This is a genomic window from Leuconostoc sp. JNUCC 76, assembly GCF_053667755.1.
In genome coordinates this window covers 460,169-483,989 of record NZ_CM132206.1, presented here as the reverse complement: position 1 = coordinate 483,989, position 23,821 = coordinate 460,169, and the positions used below count along the sequence as shown (strand labels likewise).

Below are 23,821 nucleotides of genomic sequence, written 5' to 3'. Positions count from 1 at the left end.
TCAATATTTTTCACCAAATAGCTTTTTATTCGCTTGCATTCAGGCTCTGCATCCATAACTATTTCTTATATAAAAAACACTGCTAAAATCATATTGTCAGCTTGGTCAATTAAACCAGCATCCATAAAATTTTACAGCGTTTATCATATTTAGAAGGTAGTAACCGGAGTCGAACCGGCGATCACGGTTTTGCAGACCGTTGCCTTACCACTTGGCTACACTACCAAACTTATTTGCGTTGTCATATCAAATAACAACGCTCTTAATTATATATAAAATTGATCAAAATTACAACATTTTGGTTACTTTTCATATACATTGTTACTAATCGGTCTTTAAACACGGGTTTCAGTTAGCCCAATCGATTATCCAAAAGTATTCTTTGTAGCTCTTCCTCAATTTCAGGTGTCTTAGTCCATTCTTCCCAACCATCATATTCCAAAGGAAGTAGTTTATAGTGTGAATTAATATACTCTTCCACTTTTTCTACGTGAGTTGAGCGTGGTATGTTAACTTTCAAAATCTGAACACTTTGAATAAACCCGTGTTCAGCAGCATATTCAGCACGACCATTATGAGGGATGTTCCCTAGTTCAAAATAAGAACTACCATCATTACGTGTGATTCGTTCAATTAAATTAAAAGTTTCTTTCATAGTGAATTAATTTTTAATAATGAAGCCTTAGAAGTAGACTTCATTCTCCTTTTATCGTATTTTTGCTTTGTATTTTTTCATATTCATGTACAACTAATCGACTAGCTACCCAGATACTCATCAAAATCCCTAGCATGCCCAACAACATTGTAACAACTTCCACCATTAATAGCTTTGCATTAAAAAACATCGCGATTGAATACCGGAGGCGAATGAACCAGATTAAAAGCGGTAGATTGGCACCTAAAACCCCAAAGAAAAGTGTGTTAATAGCTGTCCCTAATATTTGCCCACCAATAATATGTGCATGCGCATATAGACTTTTTTTGCTCAAATTTGGTGTACGCTCTATGACCTCATTCAAATCAGCTACAATAGCCATTGCAGCTTCAGCAACAGCCCCTAAAATGGATATGACCATTACAATTACAGCGATGTTTGTAAAAGGCAGGCCTACATTCAACGATAACCCTTCCAGTTCTTCTGAATTTTCGGTTGCAAATCCTTGAAATTGGCCTAAATGTTGAACCAAAATCGCCACTACCATCAAAATTGACACAACTATCAAGCTTGTCTTAAAAGCTGTGTTAGTCACAAATTGATTTTCTGCACCTAAATAAATTGCAAGAGCCAGAATAATGACACTCATTAAAGCCGTAACAATGTATGCATTAAATTGCCAATTAACTAAAATCATCAAAATGAAAATAACGATAAAATTCAACACCAAGCCTACAAAAGCTTTCATTCCCTGGACACCACCAACAAACACCATTAAAATAAATAAAATGATTATTAATAATCCAATCGCATTCATTAGTCCACCACCTTGTATCTCTCAGCAATCCACCCAACCAAAGCACTAGTGACAGGAACAGCCAATACAATGCCGATTCCAGAAATAACTGTCTGTAAAATGCCCAAGTTCATAATTTGGTCAAGTATATAGGGCCAATTATTGCCATTTCGTAGCATCAAAAAAACCATTGGCATTGTTTCTGCAATAAAAATCATGAACAGTACATTAATTAATGTACCCATAATATCGCGCCCAACATTCATTCCCGCATGCCAATAGTCCTTGAAGTGACGCTCAACTTTTTCACGACGCAGACCAAATAACGCAGCAACAATATCTGCAGCTTCATCCATAACCGCTCCTAGAACACCAATAATTGTTTGGGCGATAAACAAAGTCACTGGCACTTGCGTTACGTACGACATGGTTTCGAAATGAACACCTTCATTACCAGTAACTTTAAGGGCAACAAACATGATGAACATCGTAAGGATCGTTGATAAAAGAGTTGCCAAAAGTGTAACCACCATCTGGAGGGTTCTGCCCAATACTAGTACCAAACTCATTGCGGCTACAACAATAGCTAAAATGCTAAATATCAAAATGACATTCGGATTTTTAAGATGAACATCTATATATAATGCAATCGCAAAAAGAATCACATTAGCGACAAGGCTGAGGGTTAACCATGACGTCGCACGCCATTTCCCGTAAATCAATAACAGCCCTAATAGTAAAACAACTAAAGATCCGATGACTGCATCACGTTTAAGAGATATAATGCGAAAATATCCCGTATGCCCTGTTAATAATAGTTGGTCTCCAACTTTGTACTTATGTGTCACAGTTTGCGAATCAGTGTATTGATTGGTCAACTTAATGATTTTGTTTCTATTTAACAGTTTAACCGTTAATTGTTGATGATAAATATTATCTGTATTATTATGCTCATCTGTCGTTTTTTGTTTGGACTGAATTTTAACATGCGTAACCTGGCCCACTGGCTCTTGATACAAAAATGAATCAGATCGCAATAGAAACCAAGCAGCAATTACGGCAATGGCTACAAACCAATAATTTTTTGTCTTTTTTAGGAATATCAATTTTCTAACCGTTTATTTTTTCCTGTCATTTGGACCGGCTTAGCTAAGAACTTCACTCTTTGCATGAGTCTAGCAGCTTTAATAGGTTCATTACCTTCCCTAGTTTGCGATAGATATTGCTCAAATCCATTCGCATCAAAATTAGAGGTAAAAAATGTTGTTAACTCATTTTGCATACGATATTCCAAAATAATACCAAGAATCGAATCTCGGCTCCACGCTGTCAACGTATCTGCACCAACATCGTCAAGAATTAACACAGAAACGCTTTTTGCCTTACTTAATAATTCATCCAAAGATTCATTTTTATGATCAAATGTTGCTTTCAAATCACTAATAAATGAAGGAAAATGTAGCAACATAACGCCTATGTTATTAGCGGCCAGTGCATTAGCAAGAGCCCCCATCATATATGTTTTACCTACGCCAAAATCGCCGTATAAATAAATACCTTGAACAAAATTGTTTTGGACCGTACTAGTTAAGCTTTTTAAAATTTTATTGAGCGAAACAAATGCTTCTGTTTTACCCTGTTCCTCTTGGGCATGATCAACAATCTCCTCGCCGATAGTGCTCCAATCTGCTGAACGAACAGATTTTGGCATCTTGTACAAAGTTAGTTTTTCGCGTTGCATTAATTGTTTGCGTGTTTTCTCATCAGCAACATAATGAACTAATGGATAACCTTTTTCAATCGTTAACTGTGGATAATATCCTGGATAGAGCACTTTCTCCCCAGCTGCAATTTTTTTCTTTTGTTGAATGTACTCATACAGATCACCCATTTTAAGTTGAAAAGCATCTGAGTTTAATTCATCCTGATGCTCATTCCAAAAAGTACGTATATCTTGATCCTTTCCAATGGATTCAATAATATCCGATAAATTAGCTTTATTAGCATATTGTTGCTGAAATTGCTTGAGTACTTCAGATAAATTCTGCATATTAATCTCAATTCTTAGTCTTAATATTCAACTTTTTTAGTTCAGCTAAGGCTTCCGCTACTTCATCCACAGAAGTTGCTGGCTTATTTTGGGGAGTATCAGAAGGCATTTTTGGTTCGACACGCGTCACTTTTTTGGTATAATTTCGCTTTGTCGGACGACTAGGTTGATATTTTTCAATTGCATTTAGTGCTGCTTCGGCCGAATTCACATGCATTTTTAACCATGAATTAGCAATTGTTTCCGCTGTATCAACATTGACAGTATCACGATTTCGTTTACCCAACTCGTACCAAACCAACATATTGACAACCTCTGCTTTGAGTCGCACATCTTTGATCATTTTACTAATGAAATAATATTCATTTCGTGTCACAAATCCGCCACCTTTTTTAAACTTAACATCTTCAATAAAGGCATTAGGCGCTAATGTTTTCGCATCTTGAACTAATTGTAACATTTCCCTGGAGATGTTTTGCTGTACTGGCTGTGAGACCACTGGCTCTGCAACGACAGTTGTACGATTCTGACGCATAACTTGCTGCAAAATTTTTTCGTCAACATCATGAGTATCTAATGAGATTGCTTGAGAGGTATAGCCAGCAAGCGTCACCTCATCAACACCGTAAATAACGTGCATCGATACTAAGAAATCACGATGTTGTGCCAACTTTTCTATTGTTGTACCTCTCACTAAGCCAGTAAAGTTTTCAAAATTAAAGTCATCTACTATTTCAATTTTGCCATGACTTACTTCTGCTTCAACTGGTGGTAATGAGGTAGCTGTATCGTGCTTGAAGACCTGTAAAAACTTGGCGGATATATTATCACCCTTTACGTTTGGTTGACCTTGTGTAGCATATCGTTTCTGGAGTGTTAAATAACGCTCTTCCCCGACATATTTAAACAATAGGCCAGCCAATAATTTTTCTTTGAAAAAACTGTCAACGTCAAGCGGAGCAAATAATTGATACGTATAAATTTCTCCCAAAGCATCTTCCGTATAAAGTGTCGTCAATAGGCCAACTGCTTCTAAACGACGACGAACCTTAACAAAATCAGGTAAACTGACATTCAGACTATCTAAAATAAAATTATGATCTTCACGTGCATCTAGTCGTGTATTGTAGGGTAATTCCCTTACCAACATATGGTACAATGCATATCCAGTTGCACCAATAAACGGCGTGTATAAATCAAAAGCACGATCTAAATCAGTCAATGTGATTGGTGTATTTGACTGCACAAAAACACCAGCCTTAGCGTGAAACTCAATTGTGCCATCATTTTGCATCATGCGTTGACGCGATCTCCTTTATTTTTTTGATTAAAATCGTAACTTGTTCCTGTAGCTCTTCGATATGGCCATTATTGTCTATAACGTAATCAGCTCTCGCAATTTTTTGCGACATTGGTAACTGTGCCTTTACACGATTACGTGCCTCCATATTACTAAGTTGATCACGATTTTTCAAACGAGACAATTGGACTTCTTCGCTAGCAGTAACAACAATTATTTTATCTACTGACTTATTTTTATCATAGTCTCGTTCAAATAACAATGGTACATCCAGGACTAATATTGGCACATTTTGTAAACGCCAAAAATTAATTTTATCTGCCATAGCACTGCTAATGGTTGGTTGCATAATATCATTTAATTTTTTTAATTGGGCACCATCTTCAAAGACAATTTGACCAAGCTTACGTCGATCTAATACGCCATTGTCAATTATCCCCGACCCAAACGCTAATTTAATTTTTTCAAGCGTTGGTGTTCCTGGCTCAACAACTTCACGAGCCACTATATCTGCATCAACAATTGGAAAACCTGCTTGACGCAACAAAGCGCTAACTGTTGATTTCCCTGTAGCAATTCCACCTGTTAAACCAATTGTCAACATTTACTGTTCCTCGTTTGCTTCATTATTTAGCTTAAATAACCGACGTGAATAAGCTACCTTAGTAGCATTCAGATAAGGAATGACATAAATGTAAGCCAAACCAGCTGTCAATATTCCTAATAAGTGCCAACCAATAAAACTCAAGTCTAATAAAAATAATTCCCACTTACGGCCATTCATTATTTTTCGGCTACGTGTAATATAATCTGTCAATGCATTGGCTTGTTTCCCAGCATCCAAATCTAGTTTATAACTAAAATACGTTTGAGCATAGGAATAATGCTTAATCAATCCAGGAATTGTAAACAGCATCGTCCAAAGGAAAGTCAGCATGGACTGCACGACAGCTAATAGCAAACTTTGCGGAAATTTACCATTATTAAATATTTGAAAAGTTTGAATGAATCTTGGATTCTTTTCAGGCTTATTAAACCAATCAATAATTGTCCAAGAAACAGACCACATAAATGTTAGCCCAGCTGCATCTCGCAATACTGAAACAATCACATCTCCTGTATTCATATTTAGAGATGTTGTTGTTGAAGAAACATCAGCGCTAGACATTAGATTAGTGTCTTTGATCATCGCATACACTGCGAAAGTCATCATTGATAAGGTCATCACTGTCACAATAATCGCGATAATATTAATTTTGATAGCTGTCCCTAGTCGACCCTTTATCAATTTTTTGGCATCGCGTTTGACGTCAATAATACTTATTGGTTCCTGATTCATATTAATTCTTCTCCACTTGACAAAATGGGCAAAAAGTCGTGCCACGTTGACCAACTTTTATTTTAACCATTGGTGTATTACAACGTAAACATGGTTCGCCAGCATGCCCATAAGCCTGTAATTCATTTTGAAACTTGCCCACCTCACCAAAAACATTACTAAAACTATGTACTGTTGTACCGTGATGCTTAATCGCTCGTTTAATTTCTGAAATGATATTTGCTCTAAGAACACTCAATTGAACTTCATCTAGTGCATTGGCCGGCGTTTTGGGATGAATTTTGCTTTGCCACAGAACCTCATCAGCATAAATATTACCAATACCAGCTATTTGTGTTTGATCCAATAAAAATGTTTTAACAGGTCTTCTAGACTTTGAAAAAATGACCTTCATATATGATAAAGTCAGCTGTTCCTCTGTAGGCTCTGGTCCTAATTTGGATAACGAAGGTACTTCTGTGTTTTCAAAACCAGTTGTGGTCAACGCCATGCGCCCAAAACGTCTCGTGTCATTGTAAAACAAAGCTCGCTTATCGGATAATTCAAAGACAATCTCTGTATGTTTATAAGGGAGCGTCTCGAGAGACTCAACTGAATATTGCCCCTCCATTCGTAGGTGCGATACAATCGTATGATTATTCGCTAAACGTAGTAATAAATATTTGCCCCGACGATCAATTTGTTTGAATTCTGTATTCATGACGCCGGTGATGAACTGCTGCCCATCACCAGTAATAACTTTTGGGTAAGGTAACTGTACATCAATAATTTTGCTGCCAATAATCAGTTTTTCAAGCCCACGTCTGACCGTTTCAACTTCTGGTAGTTCTGGCATCTTCCCTCCTGCTGTCTTGTAAAACAAGACTAATTGTTTTATAGCTTAATTTTATAAATTTGCATTGCATTATTTCTATATTACATCATTTTAACACACAAGCACTAAAGCGCACCCAACCAAATATTGTGTGCGCTTTTAACTTTATATCATATTGTCACGTAGATAACCAAGTATCAAGCTAACTCAATCACTTCGTTTTACCGTTCTTGGCCCACTTTGGTTTTCCCTTATCTTTGGAACTTTTTGCACGTTTCTTCTTTTTAACTTTTGTAGTGGGCTCAACTATAACTTCTTTTTTTGTTACCAAAGGAATGGCACTTGAGGATTTTTTGACTTTAGAGACAGATGAAACATTATCTGTATTTGTATCTTTTGTGACAGCCTTTTCTTGGGACTTCATACTTTTTTCAAACAAGTTTTCTGCTTTGTCTAGATTAAAGCTATCCCCTAATTCTCTTTTTAGGTCGCGAATGTCATGATCGTTACCAAGATTCAATACACGCCCTATTTTTCCCATACGTCCTGTTCGTCCTGTTCTGTGGACATAGGTTTTTTTACGTTGCGGCAACTGTGCGTTCACTACCAATGGCAGATCTTCAATGTCTAATCCTCGCGCCGCAACATCAGTTACCAATAATAAAGTAACTTCGCCTTTTTTGAATAAACGCAAAGCGTCTGCACGTTGCACTTGGCGTTTGTCATTACTACCGATGCTCATAACACTCACATGAGCGTGTCGCAAGGTAGCTTGCATACTCACTAAAGCACTAATTGTATTAAAGAATACCAAAGCCTGTTGATTATTTCGGGCTAATTGTATTAATACTTTTTCTTTTGCACGTTGATCCACGTACTGGAATTCATGCTTAATAGATACCGGCGCATCTGTTCCTACAGAGATTGGATGCACTTTTTGTTCAAACGTGTCGCTGACATAGTTTAAATCCACACCAGAAGTTGCTGAAAACAACCCTAATTGAATATGTGAAGGTAACTTATCTGCTAACTTCTGTAAACTGTCATGACGCTCCTCAGTTAACATTGCATCAGCCTCATCAAAAATAACAGTTGCAATATGATCTAATTTTAGTACGCCACCGTCTACCATTGTCAGCACACGACCCAATGTGCCTACTATAATGTGCGGTTTGTCTTTCTTAATTTTATCAGCTTGTCGACGGCCATTTGCGCCACCAATTAAACTAGCTACACTTGCACCAACAACATTTCCCCATTCTCGAGCGACTTGTGTTGTTTGCATGGCCAATTCTTGACTGGGGGCTAGAATCAATACTTGTGTACGTTTCAAGTTCGTGTCAATACGAGATAAAACTGGTAATACAAAAGCTAATGTCTTACCAGTTCCAGTTGGTGCTAAACCAAATATTGAATCGCCATCAGTCAAGCGTTGCCAAACAGCACTTTGTATAGGCGTTGGTGTATCAAAAGAGGCATTAAATTTTTCTAAAAGTTCAGGTTTCATTTTATTCCTTAATATCTGCAGGAAACTCAATGCCTGCAGACTGACGCAAGTCAAACAATGTCTGGTTCACTTGCTTCGCCAACTGAAACCACTGACTATATTCAGCGTGATTTGTAGTTGGGTCGTTAATAATATTTGCAAAATCCTGACTCTCACGAATCATGGGATTTTCTTCGGGTACATCTCCTAAATGATTACTATTTCCTTCACCATCATAATAAGTAACCTTTTCAAGTTCTGCAATGTTGCTGACACTGATTGTATCCTTTAATCCATAAAACTCACTTGGTAAATACGAATTTGAAGTTTTACCGAAGATAACAGTTACATTAAAATTGTCGTAAAATAGGTTGGCTACACCACTACCATCAGCCCCGTTGCGTAATAGTCTAGGTAAATACTGTACGGCATTAGGTGCACCATAAACAGCCAAGGCTGCGTAAATTGGATAGACGCCCAAATCATATAACGCACCAGCACTGAACTCTCTCGTCAAAACATTTGGTTCCTGCCCAGCTAAGTAAGCATCGTAACGGGATGAGTACTTTTGATAAACTAGCGTTGCCCCTTGTAACTGAGCCATCTTTGCGACTGTTTCCTGAACGGCCTTGAAATTTGGTTGATGAACATGGCGAGCAGCCTCAAATAAGCGCACATCTGGATGTTTTGCTAGTAGAGATTCTATTTTCTCAAACTCTGTTGGGTTACTGAACGAAGGTTTTTCAACAATCACGTGAACGCCGGATTGAATGGCTACCTTAGCCTGTTCAAAATGTAAAGCGTTCGGTGATGCTATATAAACCACATCGATACTTTGATATAAGTCACTTAAAGTAGTAACTACATCAACATTATCTGTATCAATGTCTAATGATGCTAAAAATTTTTCACCATTATCTTGTGAACGTGAATAAACTGTTGTTAAATCATACGCGTTTGTTTTTATTGCTGCATCAATGAACATTGCCGTGATCCAGCTTGTACCAATAATACCCAATTTAATCATTTGTACACCTCAAATTGTTTTTGCGTGCCATTAAACACTGTCGTTGGCATTTTAATCGCCTTCAACCCTGATCCAATTGTTTGATCTTCATCATATTGAATAAATAAGTTCTTGCTGTCTGTATTTTTTGTATTGTCTTCAATCAACCAATATTTTGTTTTTGAAATTGTGGACGACAACTTCTTTTGAACATTTGGTGTTGTATAAATAACCATGTCATGATTATAGTGTGAAGCTAGTATTTGAACTAGCGATGCTAAACGTTGCTTGGAGGTTGCCGTACTAATCTGATCAGCAGTCACTGAAATTGCAATTGGCAGCTCACCAATATTGTTTCCCACATTGTCAATATAGTATTGTGCTTGTGTCGCTGCTGTGACGCTCGCATCGTACACATGAATGGTCCCAACTTTCAAATGGGCTGATTTAGCGCGGGAAAAACTCGATTTATACCCACTATCCATGACTGAACTACCAGATGTCGTGCGCATATAAACAAAGCTTACACCATTACTTACTAGATTATTGAAATCAACATAGTTAGATGTTTGGTTAATTGACACACCCTGCACTGAAAAGCCGCTAGGAATTGTATTTGTTTGTGTCACCACTGGTTTCGCAAAAACCCAGACAGTAAATGAACAAATAATACCAGACAGAATCAATAGCCAAGAAGTAAATGTTAGTAATTTTTTAGTTTTATATTGTGAAGCACTTGCAAATACATTTTCCATACTATTATTATACAAGAAAATAGATACTTACGCCTATTAACATGCCTTACGAAAATGATAAATCAATAACAAAGAACTTGCCAACATGATGCATTAATGGGAAAATTGACAGACAAACTAAATTTACTCACACGGAGAGAAAACATGTCTTTAGAAACAAAACTCAACAAATACGCTGAACTCATCGTAAAAAAAGGGGTTAATGTCCAACCCGGACAAACAATCATCCTTTACGCGGCAGTTGACGAAGCTTATTTTGCTCGTAAAATTGTTGCCGAAGCTTATAAAGCAGGTGCTCACGAGGTAGTTATGGAATGGTCAGATCAAACGATCGCCAAAGCATTTCTAAATCATACATCGCTAGACCGTTTGAAAGAAGTACCAAATTATCAGGTAACTAAAGCAAATGAATTAATGGACAAATATGCCTCTCGCATTTCATTAATTTCACAAGATCCTGATGGTTTGGCTGACGTTGATGCAGAAAGATTAGCTACATTGACAAAAGCCAATCAAAAAGCATTATTCCGCGTTCGTGAAGCAACGATGAAAGATGATATCTCATGGCTTGTTGTGGCAGCAGCTGGTCAAGAATGGGCAGAAAAAGTATTCCCAGATTTAAAAGGACAAGATGCAGTTAACCGCTTGTGGGAAGAAATTCTCAAAGATGTGCGTATTGATGATAATAGTGATGCAGTGGATAACTGGGATCTACACATCAACAAACTCAAAAGCAAAGCCGATTGGTTAAACGAGCAAAATTTCAAAGAACTACATTACAAAAACGCAAAATCAGCTTTCACAATTGGATTAGCTGAAGGTCATGTTTGGGAGGCTGCTTACTCACAAGATAAAGCCGGCAACATCTTCATTCCAAACATGCCGACTGAGGAAGTCTTTACAGCACCAGATAACCGTAATATTCATGGTCATGTGGCCGCAACGCTTCCACTGTCTTATCAAGGTAATGTCATTGAAAATATTGAACTAGATTTTGAAGATGGTCGTATCGTCAAAGCACAAGCTACTTCTGGATTAGATGTATTAGAAAAAATCATCAATACTGACGAAGGATCTAAATCACTAGGTGAAGTTTCCCTAGTACCTGACCCTTCACCAATTGCACAAAGTGGTATTTTATTCTACAATACCCTCTTTGATGAAAATGCTTCCGATCATTTGGCCATCGGTGCTGCTTATGCTTCTAATATTTCAGGTGGAAAAACAGAAAAACCGGAGAATTTAGCAAAGCGTGGATGGAATATTTCAGATGAACATGTTGACTTTATGATTGGATCAAATGACATGGACATTGATGGTGTCACTCAAGATGGTGAAGTTGTACCAGTATTCCGTTCAGGTGATTGGGCATAAGTTCCTGCATACTACCCAAACTTTGAATAAGTGATACACTAGGTTAGAGGTTTACGTATGTTTAATAATCTATTAGATAATTGGGATGGTGGCCGACCAAGGTCAAAAAGACTTTATGATCTATTTTTCATTATTTTCATCGCAATTATAGGTCATATTGATTTTTGGTATTTTCATCCCCAAAGTAGTATAAGATTCCGTTTTATATTAGTCATTACAACCCTAATTGCATTAATTTACTTACTTCAGTTGCCTCATTTAACAAATAATTCTAGCGTCCCCTATAAATTATTGTCGCTATACTACTTTTGTTATATCGGCTGCACTTTCGTGCTCACTAATACCTTTACAAATAATATTCTAGGCCTTACCTTTTGGCCTCAGTTAATTGTATTTGTGGTCTTTGAAAGCATCCTCTTAACACGAACTATAGAAAAATCAATTTAACATATTAAAAAGGAACAGGCTAATGTTGAGCCTGTTCCTTTTTAATTATAATATTATCCCTCAGAACCAATCAATTGTGAACCAAGCTCATAGTTATGTGAATAATCTACCGGAATATCTACAACAACAGGTCCTTGTGTTGCAAATGCCTCGTCTAACACAGTATCAAGCTCATCTGGTGTTTCAACACGTAAGCCTTTGGCCCCAAAGCTTTCAGCGTACTTAACCAAATCAATATTACCAAACTTAACTCCTGCTGACTGGCCGTTGTACTTCATTTCTTCTTGGAACTTAACCATGTCGTAATATGCATTATCATTCCAAACGATATGAACTGTATTTAATCCTAAACGTACTGCCGTTTCCAATTCCATCGCCGAGAAGAAGAAACCCCCGTCACCAGATACTGATACCGATTTGGCATTAGGACGAACCATTGCCGCCGCTAAAGCCCAAGGTAACCCTACCCCAAGCGTTTGCATGCCATTCGAGATAAGGTAGTGACGCGCAACATAAGACTTGAAATGACGTGCCATCCAGATATAGTGTGAACCAATGTCTGTTGATACTGTCATATCATCTGTCACATGGGATTGGATTGACTTAATAACATCCAAGGGATGGTTCAAGTCCCCTTGTGCTGGTGTATAAGAAGGTTCGTCAGATGCTCGTAGATCTTCTTTCAATTTTTTTAATATTTCTTTGCTAGTTGTTGGCAATTCATATCCGTTGAGACGTTCCATCAATAAACGCAGGCTTTGTGCTAAGTCCCCGACCAACTGCCGTTGCGGTACAAAATTATTATCAATTTGAACTGGTGTTGTATCCAAAGCAACAATGTTCAAATTGTTTTCTTTGTTCCAGTTACGTGGTTCATATTCAATTGCGTCATAACCCAAAGTAATCACTAAATCTGATTGCTTTAGCAGTTTGTCACCAGTTTGATTACGGAACAGGCCAACACGGCCGAAAAATGTTTTCGGTTCTAATTCACGTGAAATTACACCAGCGCCTTGGAAAGTTTCAACGACTGGCAAAGTCGTTTGTTTCAGTAATTGATGAAGTGCAGTAACAGTATCATCATCAGATCCACGCGATCCCACAAGCAACACTGGTAACTTTGCAGCCTTAATTTGTTCAGCTAACCAATCAATATCCTTAATAGCGGCCGCGCCTTGCTGTGCAGGGGTAATTTTAGGAAGTGCGTCAATAGTTACTTGTGCATCGTCTACATCTTGTGGCAATGAAACAAAAGTCGCACCTTTTTTAGCACCATTAGCGGCTGCAAAAGCATTAGCAATAATTTCTGAAATATTATTTGGATCTTGAATTTCTGAAGCGAGGTTTGTGATCGGACTAAACAATGCAACTGAATTTGTTGATTGATGAGTCAAACGATATAAATCATTTCTCGGTACTTGACCACCAATGGCTACAATAGGATCGCTTTCAGCAGTTGCTGTCATTAATCCAGTAGCTAAGTTGCCGACGCCAGGGCCAGAGGTGGCAATCACAACACCTGTTTTCCCTGTTATACGAGCAAATGCCTGTGCCATAAAAGCTGCGTTTTGTTCGTGACGTGCAACAACTAATTTAGGTACTCTTTGACCTTCGGCTGGATGTTCTAATGTTTCAAATAAGCGATCAATTTTGGCACCTGGAATTCCAAAAACCAAATCAACACCATGATTGACTAAACTCTCAGTAACAATATCTGCACCATACTTTTTATTTACCATGATTCATTTGCCTCACCTTATCTTAATATTTTCATCATAGCACTCTTGATTAAATTTGAGTAGTCTTAAAATTGTGAAGATTGCTTATACAATAAGGTATTATTTTCACAAGAACAGATATAGATCTTTACGTAAAAAAAGGTTTGTCTTATTGACAAACCTTTTTTGAGAATATTTATTCACTAAATTCAAATACGAAGTCGGAATTATTGATACGCACATCGTCACCATCTTTAGCTCCAGCTTCGCGAAGTTTATCATCAACGCCCATATGACGTAGTTGACGAGCAAATCGCATAATTGTTGCATCACGCTGAATATTAGTCATTAAGAATAACTTCTCGATTTCAGCACCGCTAAGCAACCAACGCTCTTCATCCGCAATCCACTCGACTGTGAAATCATGTGTTTCCGGTTTGAACGTGTAGCTCTTTTCAGATGTATCTTTTTTGGTCTCTGGTCGATAACTTTCAGGCGCTGGTGCTGTGACTAGCATATCTGCTGTTAAACGCATTAAGTCCTTGACACCATCGCGTGTAATTGATGATATCGGTACAATTTTTGGTTGAATGGGTAGCCCAGAATCAGTAGCAACTTCTTTCCTAAATTTGGCAAGATTTTCTTCAGAATCGGGCATATCCATCTTAGTTGGTACAACAATTTGTGGTCGGCTTAAAATCGTCTCATCATATTGTTGTAGCTCATCTAGTATTTTACGATATTGTGTGTAAGGATCTGTCCCCTCAATACCTGACATGTCAACTAGATGCAGAATAACTTTAGTTCGTTCCACATGACGTAAGAATTGGAACCCCAGCCCGATACCTTGAGAAGCCCCTTCAATTAATCCTGGCAAGTCAGCCATAACAAAATCACGATTGTCATCTAGACGAACCATACCAATGTTTGGTGATAACGTTGTAAAATGATAAGCCGCTACTTTTGGTTTAGCATTTGAAACAACTGACAGGAGTGTTGATTTACCGGCAGAAGGAAATCCAACTAAACCAACATCAGCCAGTACTTTAAGCTCTAACTTTAGATTTCTAATTTGGCCAGGTTCACCGTTTTCTGACAATTCTGGCGCTGGGTTTGCTGGCGTAGCAAAATGAATATTTCCACGTCCACCACGCCCACCTTTAGCAACCACAAGTTCTTGGCCGTTTTCGAGCATGTCAGCCAATACTTCACCTGTATCAGCATCGCTGACGGTGGTACCTTGTGGTACTTTAACCACACGGTTATCAGCTGAAGCACCGGTCATCCCTTTTGTGCCCCCATTACCACCTGGCTGAGCTTTAAAATGCCGATTATAACGAAAATCCATCAGTGTGCGCAGGCCTTCATCTACTTTAAAGATGATTGAACCGCCATGACCACCATCACCACCAAAGGGTCCACCCATTGCCACGAATTTTTCATGACGGAATGAAACAATACCGTCACCGCCTTTTCCGGCCTTTACTTCTATTTGTGCTTGATCTACGAATGCCATATCTATTAGAGCGCGAGCAGATATATTCTTTGCTTGTAAACCAAAAAATTAACATTTAACTTAATCGTTTAGCTGACTATCCTGCGGCGCCTTTTCTCCTTTACTGCTCTACAACGAAGAGCTTGCGAATAATTAACACTCTAGTTTAACATATATAAGCCATCTTAGCTATTATCACCTGCCGAGAGCGACAAATGAATCACGCGTGCTAATTTTTCATTAATACCAATGTCAACTAAGTCGCTAACACTTGCTGCGGTAATTTTGGGTAACGACCCAAACTCTCTCAAAAGCTTTTGTCTTGTTTTCGGACCAACACCTTGTATCGTGTCTAAACGCGAAGCAAGTGAATTTTTTGAACGCAACTGACGATGAAAACTAATAGCAAATCGATGTACCTCTTCTTGTACGCGTTGTATTAAAAAGAAACCCTCTGATTGTTTATCAAGAGTAACTATCTGATTAGTCACACCATCGATTAGATCGGCCGTCTTATGCTTATCATTTTTAACCATCGCGGCAATTGGTATATTTGTTAACCCAAGCTCATCCTCTAACACTTCTTGCGCCGCATGTAATTGAATTTCGCCGCCATCCATTAAAATTAAATCAGGAAAATCGCCACCTTCCTTTAATAGACGAGAATATCGGCGACGAATAACCTCTTGCGTTTCTGCCCATTCATTTGCATGATCTGTCGATTTAATTTTATATTTACGATACTCTGTTTTATTAGGGATCCCATCGTCAAAAACAACCATGGCACTGACAATTTCAACTCCTTGTGTATGAGAGTGATCGAATGCTTCAATTCGATGGCCCATAGGTATTTGAAGTGCATCAGTAATTTCCTTCATTGCACCAGTCGTTTTTCGCTCATTCAATTGCATTAGTCGGAATTTTTCCTCTAACACAATACGAGCATTTTTAGCAGCTAAATCAAGTAACTCTCGTTTTTCGCCACGCACAGGTATTCTAACTGGCACCTCTAAAACATCAGATAATGCCTTAGTATCAATTCCTTTCGGTACTAAAACTTCGCGGGGCTTTTGGATATTTTTTTGCGAATAAAATTGCTGAATAAAACTGGAAACTTCTTCATCAGCCTCACCCACAATGGAAAATGTCCGCTTAAATTGACGAATCAAACGGGCTTGCCGTAGAAAGAATACCTCAACGGTCATCCAGCCTTTATCCATATAATAATTGAATAGGTCTCTTGGTGTAGTGTCTTTTGATAGTACACGTTGGCTCTCAACAGTTTCGTCGATATACTTTAACTGATCACGCAAATCCGCAGCCCGTTCAAATTCCAATGACAATGCTGCAACTTGCATTTTTTCAGCTATTTGTTTCTTGACAATCTTTGTATCACCATCAAGAAACTTTTTGATTCGGCTGATCTGATCATTATATTCTTGGACAGGAACATCACGGAAACAAGCGCCCAGACATTGACCCATATTATAGTACAAGCACGGTCTACCTTGTGGTCCATTACAGCGTCGCAATGGATAGTTCTTCTCTAGAAACCTTAGCGTTTCTTGGGCAGCATAAACGTTTGGGTAAGGTCCAAAATAAAAACCACCGTCTTTTTTTACCTCATTCACTAAAGCCATTTTTGGATTACGTTCTTTTGTAATCTTGATATAAGGATAGCCTGTACCATACTTCAAACGAATATTGTAGTATGGTTTATACTTCTTAATCAGTTCATTTTCTAACAAAAAAGCTTCTTTATCAGAATTTGTCACGATGAAATCAAAATCAACTATTTTGGATACTAATTCAGCTGTCTTTCCGTCATGATCTTGCTTAAAGTATGAACGAACACGATTTTTTAGATTTTTGGCCTTACCAACATAAATAATTTTGCCATTCTGGTCTTTCATCTGATATGAACCAGGTTCACTGGGTAATAAAATTAATTTTTGTTCGATATGTTGTGTTGTATTTGCTAACATGTTTTCATTATACCTTGTCTGTCAAGTTTGTCAGCTCCCAAAATGTTAATTAAAAAATACCCCATTTACACGAAAGTGTTAAAGGGATATTTTATCTAACTAAAAAATGCTATAAATTAACTATTTTTAATTGAGGCAGCCACAAAGTCATGATACAAACCTTCAGGACGATCTGGCCTTGACAAAAATTCTGGATGATATTGTGCTGCGATAAAGAAATCATTCTTAGGATACTCAATAACTTCCATCAAACGGTTATCAGGGGATGTTGCCGAGAATAACATACCCGCCTTTTCAAATTCTTCACGATATTGTGTATTGAATTCATAACGATGACGATGACGTTGTTCGATTTCTGATTGATCACCATAAGCCTTGGCTGTCAATGTGCCAGGTAACAGCATTGCTGGATATAATCCCAGACGTAGCGTACCACCTAAGTTTTCGACATTGGCTTGATCTTTCATCAAATCAATAATTGGCGCTGAAGTATTAGGATTTAATTCTGTTGAATTCGCATCTTTATAACCTAAAACATGACGAGCAAATTCGATTGATGCTAGTTGCATACCCAAGCAAATGCCTAAGAAAGGAATATTGTTTTCACGCGCATAACGAATGGCTTGAATTTTACCTTCAGTACCACGTTCACCAAATCCACCAGGTACAATCACGCCATCAGCACCTGCTAACAATTCAGCAACGTTTTCTGGTGTAACATTTTCTGATTTTACATGGTTAATCTTTACATCGGCATCTTGTGCATAACCTGCATGCTTCAGGGCTTCGTTAACAGAGATATAAGCATCAGGCAAATCAGTATATTTACCAACCAAAGTCACATTAACTGTTTTCTTAGGATGCTTAATTAATTCAACCATCTTTGCCCAATCAGACATGTCAGCCTTTGGCGCATCAAGCTTCAACTTATTTAATACAACATCATCCATGCCCTGCGCCTGCAAATTTAACGGAATCTCATAAAGAGTTTCTACATCACGAGATTCAATAACTGCATTTTCATTAACATCGGTAAATGTTGATATTTTTTGCTTTAAGCTCTCTTCTAGAGGACGTTGTGTGCGCAAGACAATCATGTCAGGTTGAATACCTAACGAACGTAATTGTGCTACAGAATGCTGTGTTGGCTTGGTTTTTGCTTCACCAGCTGCAGCTAGGTAAATAATCAAACTAGTATGGATATAGAAAACATTTTCACTACCCAAATCCGACTTCATTTGACGTAGTGCTTCCACAAATGGCAAGCTTTCAATATCGCCAACAGTTCCACCAACTTCGACAATTACGACATCAGCATCTGTTGATTCGGCAGCTTTTTGCATCTTTTCTTTAATGGCATTTGTGATATGAGGAATCACTTGAACAGTCCCACCATTATAATCACCACGACGTTCTTTTGCCAAAACTTCAGAATAAATACGCCCTGTTGTCACGTTAGAATACATGTTTGTATTAATATCCATGAAACGCTCATAGTGTCCCATGTCCAAATCAGTTTCTAAACCATCTCCAGTAACAAACGTTTCACCATGTTGATATGGTGACATTGTCCCAGGATCTATATTGATATATGGATCTAATTTTTGAATAGCTAATTTCAATCCACGGTTTTTAAGCAAACGACCTAATGATGCTGCAACTATCCCTTTTCCAAGAGATGATACAACACCACCAGTAACAAAAATATACTTCACTTGTTTCTCTGCCATAATGCCTCCTCATAATTCTGACGTGTATTGGCTTAACACGTCTTATTGCGACAACTGGGGGGTTAAATAAAATACAAAAACTCCCAAGATTAACTTGGGAGCTTTTAACGTCTGTCCCTTTAATTGGGAGCCCTAATATATACTACAGAGTTAGGGGGGATTTGTCAAATGAATGTTGTATTTATTTTTAACCTTAATCTTATATCAATAAGCTTGCCCACAAATATTCAGTTTAGTTATTTCACCTGAAGAAATTGTAACAGTTTTACCATCTGAGGTTTCAAGCATCAATGCACCTTTGTCGTCAATTGCAATCGCTTTCCCGTTCACTTGCTGTGTACCAAATTGAACGGTCACTTCATGCCCTAAAACAATATTGTGCGCCCTATATTCAGACAAATAGATACCCGTATGGTACTTTTCTATCATCGCAGAAAATGAATCAATTAGCTGTGCAATAATAATATTTCTTGAAAAGAATAGGTCTGGCACCATACCACCCACTTTTTCCTGTAATTCATTAGGAAGATGAGTTGGTTGTATTATATTCAACCCAATGCCAACCACTAACGACGACAAACTTTGTGATTCAATGTCAAGCACTCCTTCAGTTAAAATACCGCCAACTTTTTTATTTTTAAAAATTAAGTCGTTAACCCATTTAAATGATAATTGGCAACCTAATGTCTCTTTTATTACATTTCTCACCATAACAGCCGTTGCCGTCGTTAGTAAGCCAGGATCTAATGTTGTATTATCCTTCATTGGCAGAGCAAAAGATAAATAGATACCTGTTTGACTCTGAGCTACAAAAGAGCGTCTAAAGCGTCCGTAAGCCGCTGTTTGCTGATCAGCAATAATAACCGTGGGCTTGGTAATTTCTCCAGCTGCCAGTGCCGCTTTAGCGTATGAATTGGAAGAATTTAACTGTTCAAATACTTTTACATCCCAGTCAGAGAACGCTAACGTTTTAATAACCGGAACACTTAACACACCTGTTTCTTTATATAAATATCCTTTTCGATGCTGACTTTCTATTTGATGTCCATCTTCATTTAGTTTTTGAACAGCTTTCCAAATAGCCGCTCGACTTACTCCTAAATGATTAGCCAGTGTTTCTCCACTCAAATATTCACTTTCATGTTTAACAAAAAATCCTAAAAGTCGTTCAGATGTATTCATAATTTCAGTTTAACAGAAATACGTATTTTTATGCAATGCACAGCCAGGATTAAATAGGTGCTGGCAATTTGGACATTTGTAGGCTGAGTCCAAATACACAGAAGCGGTCATTTTGTACTCACACACGCCACACATAACTGCTATTTCTTCGCTGTCTATTAGCATTGGCATAAATTCATGGGTAGTCAATTCATCGTGACAAAGATAGCATGAATAAAAATCTCGGCACCTAGCGCAACGATTTGCCACAATGTCAACTTCACTGTGCCAATGTTTACAGCGGCCTTGTTGATCAATATTTATTCCTTTAATCACAGTAAAAGCTTTCTTTTGTTCAATACGACAGCAATTGCCACCGCAAAAATAGACTTGATAATATCTCCTGGTAAAAAGGCTATTTGATAAATTAATGCCTTATCCAATGGCATCTGCGCAGCAATATTGAGTCCCACAGCACCCAAAGTGTCAATAAGTAATACACCTAATACCAGTAATGTAATCCACAAGGTTACAAAATTAAACTTTTTATTTTTACGCAACCATTCGGTTGCCCAACCAATTAGAAATGCTGCTACTGGATATGCATACAAATAACCAGCAGTTGGACCGATGAAAACAACAAAACCGCCATGCCCACCACTTAAGATTGGTAGTCCTAATGCAGCTAAACATAAAAAACCAACTACAGTAATGAATCCATATTTTTTGCCAAGAATCACACCGGCTAACATAATACCCATATTTTGCAAAACAATTGGGACAGGAATAAATCCTAACGGAATGCTAGGAATAGCACCCATAACAATAATCACAGCTAACATAATAGCTGATGTTGCCAAAGCTCGTGTCTTCATAACGCTCTCCTTTTAGTAAACCATAGTATAAATTTTAGTTTACTAAAATATCATTGTCAAGCATGAAAAAAAACGCCTGAGGCGTTTTTAATTAATTTGTTTTATTTAACGAGTGATGATGTTTTCGTGTGGCAAAAAAAACAATTGTCATCATCATTAAAAATCCGAGTCCTATGAAAAGTGGTACACGGGTATCTGGATTGAATACCATAAATACAAGTGTCACAAGCAACATCAGAATTGCAAAGTAATTTGTATAAGGTGCAAATGGCATTTTAAAAGGATGGTTAACCATCTGACTAGCATTTTCTTTTCGGAATTTTATTTGACTCCACAAAATAACAAACCAAGGCACCATTCCAGGTAATGTACTGGCAGAATAAACTAACACAAAAATACTTGAACTTCCATTCCAAAACAAAGGCAGTACAGCGTTTAAAATAATGCCTAAAAGAATGCCGCCTGAAATAGCTAACACCGGTAATGTAGGCACCCGATGCTTAGATAGCTTTAAGAATCTTGGTGATAATTCTTTACCAAGCGCTAAAGTGTATAACATGCGACTAGAAGAAAAAATTCCAGAGTTCAAAGCTGACATTGCCGCTGTCATCATCACAAAATTAATAATACCAGCTGCTGCTGTAATACCAACACGTGAGAAAGTCTCAACGAATGGAGAGCCAACTTGATCTAATTTATCCCATGGATAAATTGTGATAATGACAAAAATTGCCCCAATATAGAATATTAGTATACGAGCTACAATTGACTTAATTGACTTCACGATAGCAACTTGAGGATTATCAGCTTCACCAGCAGTAATACCGATTATTTCAATCGCTTGATACGATGTGATTACAATAGATAGAGCGAAGAAGAACCCTTTCACGCCACCTGCAAAAAAAGGTCCATGGGCCCACAAGTTTGAAAAACCAATTGGGTGCCAATGATTGCCAAATCCTAATACAATGACTAGCAATCCTAAAATAATCATAAACACAATTGTAATCACTTTAATTAGTGAGAACCATGTTTCCATTTCACCATAAGCTTTAACCGTCACCAAATTTGCAGCAGTTAACATTGCCAATACAACTACTCCAGTGACCCAACTGGGTATATTTGGAAACCAGTAATCTAGATACATCCCTACAGCAATAGTTTCACTAACACCAACTGTTAACCACTGGAAAACATTTGCCCAAACGGTTAAATATCCAGCGACTGGATGAATATACTTGGTCGCATAGTTAGCAAATGACCCCACAGAAGGATCAACATAAAGCATTTCTCCCAAAGCACGCATTACTAGGTACAAGACTAACCCAGCTATTGCATAAGCCAAAAGGACTGATACTCCTGTCCATTTGATTGTAGATGCTGATCCCATAAATAAGCCGACACCGATTGTGCCTCCAAGCGCAATCATTTGCATTTGTCGAGACGATAAGTCTCTGTTTAGTTCTCTATTTTGCTTCTCTGCCATTACAATTTCCCTTTTCTTTACGCGAATAAAAAGCGCCCTTAGATTTAAAAATCTAAGGGCGCTTTTAGCACGGTACCACCTCATGAATATACTCAAATAAAACTTTTCATTATAAAATTTAAACACTTTTACAATTACATCAGTTCTTTCATCAGGTTAACGACCAATGACTCCGGTCATACTTTCACTTGTGCTACTCGTATGTCACTTCCAAGGTAGTTTTCCAAACAGCATTGCGTCATTTTCACCAGCCATGACATCTCTCAAACAACAACTATTAGTACTCTTCCTCTTCAACGTTTTCATTTATAATACACTATATTGGCTTATTTTGCAAAGTCAGTTTTAACCAGTATTTAAAATACAACTTTCCCCCTATAATATACCAATTGATATACAAAAAAAGAATTGTTCTGAACGAACAATTCTTTTTAAATGGATTATCCCAAAGGTCGCCAACTTTACGTCAGTGCTCCCGCTCGGATTCGAACCGAGGACCTTGGGATTAAAAATCCCCTACTCTAACCAACTGAGTTACAGGAGCATTTCTTATGCCTTAGCACATTTATATATAATACAGACTTTCCAAACAAAAAGCAACCCTTTTTTTAAAATTAAATTACTTTTTTTGATTGACGTTTATCATTTAACCGAAAAAGCATTCACATAGCCGTTGTCACTTACAAAAATTAAGCTTTTTTTGAATCTTTATAGAAAAAAAAACTACCTATCAGGTAGTTTTCATTCTAAATTATTTTTCTTGGTCGCCGTCGCTCAGATCATCAAGATCATCGCCACCAGATAACTCTGTCATATTGGCATCGATTGATTCATCATCTGATAAATCAATGTCATTACTATCAGCATCGCTTTCAACTTCAACTTCAGTTTCTTCGTCGTCAGTCTCTGTATCATCATCAGTAACCGCACCAAAGTCTTCGTCTTCAGGATCATCATCATTATAATCGATAACATCGTCATCTGAAGCATTATCAGCAAATACGTTGACTTTCTTTTTAGCTGACTTCTTACGCTTAGGAGCATCTTCTTCATCGTCAAGCTCATGGATAGATTCGTCGATTGCATCAACTGGATACCACGCACGCAAAGCCCATTCATTATTTCCAAGTGAAATGAATGAACCGTCAGTGTTCAAATCTGTATAAAATTGTGAAAGACGTGATTTAAACGACTCTGCATCAATTTCCAAAAATTCCTGGATTTCTTGAACTAATGAACTAAAAGGCATCGCTTCTTTATGTTCTGTCAAAATGGCTGTTGCAATTTCAACCAATGCAAATTCTTCTTTAGGGTGATTGCCTAATGTTGTAAGTGACATGTTCTACGTC

General features: G+C 37.7%; 21 protein-coding genes and 2 tRNA genes. 1 reads left to right on the top strand and 22 read right to left on the bottom strand.

The window, feature by feature from the left end; genetic code table 11:
• Positions 1–154: 154 nt before the first annotated feature.
• From JNUCC76_RS02595 to JNUCC76_RS02540, 12 genes are all read right to left on the bottom strand, one after another.
• A tRNA-Cys gene (locus tag JNUCC76_RS02595) sits at positions 155–225 on the bottom strand.
• A 127-nt stretch (positions 226–352) separates the two neighbouring features.
• Positions 353–655 (bottom strand): hypothetical protein, encoded by a 303-nt coding sequence (locus tag JNUCC76_RS02590; RefSeq protein ID WP_454155572.1) that lies wholly within the window; start codon positions 653–655, stop codon positions 353–355.
• Positions 656–695: 40 nt separating this feature from the next.
• Positions 696–1,472, bottom strand: a complete 777-nt coding sequence (locus tag JNUCC76_RS02585) for a YibE/F family protein (RefSeq protein ID WP_454155570.1) — start codon at positions 1,470–1,472, stop codon at positions 696–698.
• A complete protein-coding gene (locus JNUCC76_RS02580; RefSeq protein ID WP_454155568.1) occupies positions 1,472–2,557 on the bottom strand; it encodes a YibE/F family protein in 1,086 nt (361 codons plus the stop codon). The genes JNUCC76_RS02585 and JNUCC76_RS02580 overlap by 1 nt, the downstream gene beginning before the upstream one ends.
• On the bottom strand, positions 2,554–3,501 hold the full coding sequence (gene dnaI / locus JNUCC76_RS02575; RefSeq protein ID WP_454155566.1) for a primosomal protein DnaI: 948 nt from the start codon (positions 3,499–3,501) through the stop codon (positions 2,554–2,556). The genes JNUCC76_RS02580 and dnaI overlap by 4 nt, the downstream gene beginning before the upstream one ends.
• Before the next feature lie 7 nt (positions 3,502–3,508).
• Positions 3,509–4,798 carry a DnaD domain protein gene (locus tag JNUCC76_RS02570; RefSeq protein WP_454155564.1) on the bottom strand — a complete coding sequence of 430 codons (1,290 nt, stop codon included), beginning with the start codon at positions 4,796–4,798 and terminating at the stop codon, positions 3,509–3,511.
• Complete coding sequence (gene coaE / locus JNUCC76_RS02565) at positions 4,785–5,405, bottom strand: dephospho-CoA kinase (protein WP_454155562.1); 621 nt, start codon at positions 5,403–5,405, stop codon at positions 4,785–4,787. Before coaE ends, JNUCC76_RS02570 begins: the two co-directional genes overlap by 14 nt.
• The gene (locus JNUCC76_RS02560) at positions 5,406–6,140 is read right to left on the bottom strand and encodes a DUF975 family protein (protein ID WP_454155560.1); all 735 of its coding nucleotides are present in this window, start codon (positions 6,138–6,140) and stop codon (positions 5,406–5,408) included.
• A gap of 1 nt (position 6,141) precedes the next feature.
• Positions 6,142–6,975, bottom strand: coding sequence for a bifunctional DNA-formamidopyrimidine glycosylase/DNA-(apurinic or apyrimidinic site) lyase (gene mutM, locus JNUCC76_RS02555; protein ID WP_454155558.1), 834 nt, complete (start codon positions 6,973–6,975; stop codon positions 6,142–6,144).
• Between the two features lie 190 nt (positions 6,976–7,165).
• Positions 7,166–8,461 (bottom strand): DEAD/DEAH box helicase, encoded by a 1,296-nt coding sequence (locus JNUCC76_RS02550; protein ID WP_454155556.1) that lies wholly within the window; start codon positions 8,459–8,461, stop codon positions 7,166–7,168.
• A gap of 1 nt (position 8,462) precedes the next feature.
• The gene (locus JNUCC76_RS02545; RefSeq protein ID WP_454155554.1) at positions 8,463–9,467 is read right to left on the bottom strand and encodes a Gfo/Idh/MocA family protein; all 1,005 of its coding nucleotides are present in this window, start codon (positions 9,465–9,467) and stop codon (positions 8,463–8,465) included.
• Positions 9,464–10,201 (bottom strand): GH25 family lysozyme, encoded by a 738-nt coding sequence (locus JNUCC76_RS02540; protein WP_454155552.1) that lies wholly within the window; start codon positions 10,199–10,201, stop codon positions 9,464–9,466. The genes JNUCC76_RS02545 and JNUCC76_RS02540 overlap by 4 nt, the downstream gene beginning before the upstream one ends.
• A gap of 144 nt (positions 10,202–10,345) precedes the next feature.
• Here JNUCC76_RS02540 and JNUCC76_RS02535 point away from each other — a divergent pair, with 144 nt between their 5' ends.
• Complete coding sequence (locus JNUCC76_RS02535; protein WP_454155550.1) at positions 10,346–11,575, top strand: aminopeptidase; 1,230 nt, start codon at positions 10,346–10,348, stop codon at positions 11,573–11,575.
• 500 nt (positions 11,576–12,075) lie between these two features.
• Here JNUCC76_RS02535 and alsS read toward each other — a convergent pair whose 3' ends face one another.
• The 10 genes from alsS to rpoE form a co-directional block, all read right to left on the bottom strand.
• Complete coding sequence (gene alsS / locus JNUCC76_RS02530; RefSeq protein ID WP_454155548.1) at positions 12,076–13,761, bottom strand: acetolactate synthase AlsS; 1,686 nt, start codon at positions 13,759–13,761, stop codon at positions 12,076–12,078.
• Positions 13,762–13,936: 175 nt separating this feature from the next.
• Complete coding sequence (obgE, locus tag JNUCC76_RS02525) at positions 13,937–15,256, bottom strand: GTPase ObgE (protein ID WP_454155546.1); 1,320 nt, start codon at positions 15,254–15,256, stop codon at positions 13,937–13,939.
• Between the two features lie 164 nt (positions 15,257–15,420).
• Positions 15,421–17,220 carry an excinuclease ABC subunit UvrC gene (uvrC, locus tag JNUCC76_RS02520; protein WP_454155544.1) on the bottom strand — a complete coding sequence of 600 codons (1,800 nt, stop codon included), beginning with the start codon at positions 17,218–17,220 and terminating at the stop codon, positions 15,421–15,423.
• Positions 17,221–17,336: 116 nt separating this feature from the next.
• Positions 17,337–18,950, bottom strand: coding sequence for a CTP synthase (pyrG, locus tag JNUCC76_RS02515; RefSeq protein ID WP_454155542.1), 1,614 nt, complete (start codon positions 18,948–18,950; stop codon positions 17,337–17,339).
• A 204-nt stretch (positions 18,951–19,154) separates the two neighbouring features.
• Positions 19,155–20,132, bottom strand: a complete 978-nt coding sequence (locus JNUCC76_RS02510) for a biotin--[acetyl-CoA-carboxylase] ligase (protein WP_454155540.1) — start codon at positions 20,130–20,132, stop codon at positions 19,155–19,157.
• A gap of 9 nt (positions 20,133–20,141) precedes the next feature.
• The gene (locus JNUCC76_RS02505) at positions 20,142–20,447 is read right to left on the bottom strand and encodes a CHY zinc finger protein (protein ID WP_454155538.1); all 306 of its coding nucleotides are present in this window, start codon (positions 20,445–20,447) and stop codon (positions 20,142–20,144) included.
• Entirely contained in the window at positions 20,444–20,986 is a 543-nt protein-coding gene (locus tag JNUCC76_RS02500; protein WP_454155536.1) for a biotin transporter BioY, read from the bottom strand. Before JNUCC76_RS02500 ends, JNUCC76_RS02505 begins: the two co-directional genes overlap by 4 nt.
• A 91-nt stretch (positions 20,987–21,077) precedes the next feature.
• Positions 21,078–22,472 carry an amino acid permease gene (locus JNUCC76_RS02495; RefSeq protein WP_454155534.1) on the bottom strand — a complete coding sequence of 465 codons (1,395 nt, stop codon included), beginning with the start codon at positions 22,470–22,472 and terminating at the stop codon, positions 21,078–21,080.
• A 470-nt stretch (positions 22,473–22,942) separates the two neighbouring features.
• Positions 22,943–23,016 (bottom strand) — tRNA-Lys (locus tag JNUCC76_RS02490).
• Positions 23,017–23,223: 207 nt separating this feature from the next.
• Positions 23,224–23,811: a DNA-directed RNA polymerase subunit delta gene (gene rpoE / locus JNUCC76_RS02485; RefSeq protein ID WP_454155532.1), complete on the bottom strand. Its 588-nt coding sequence runs from the start codon at positions 23,809–23,811 to the stop codon at positions 23,224–23,226.
• Positions 23,812–23,821: the final 10 nt, after the last annotated feature.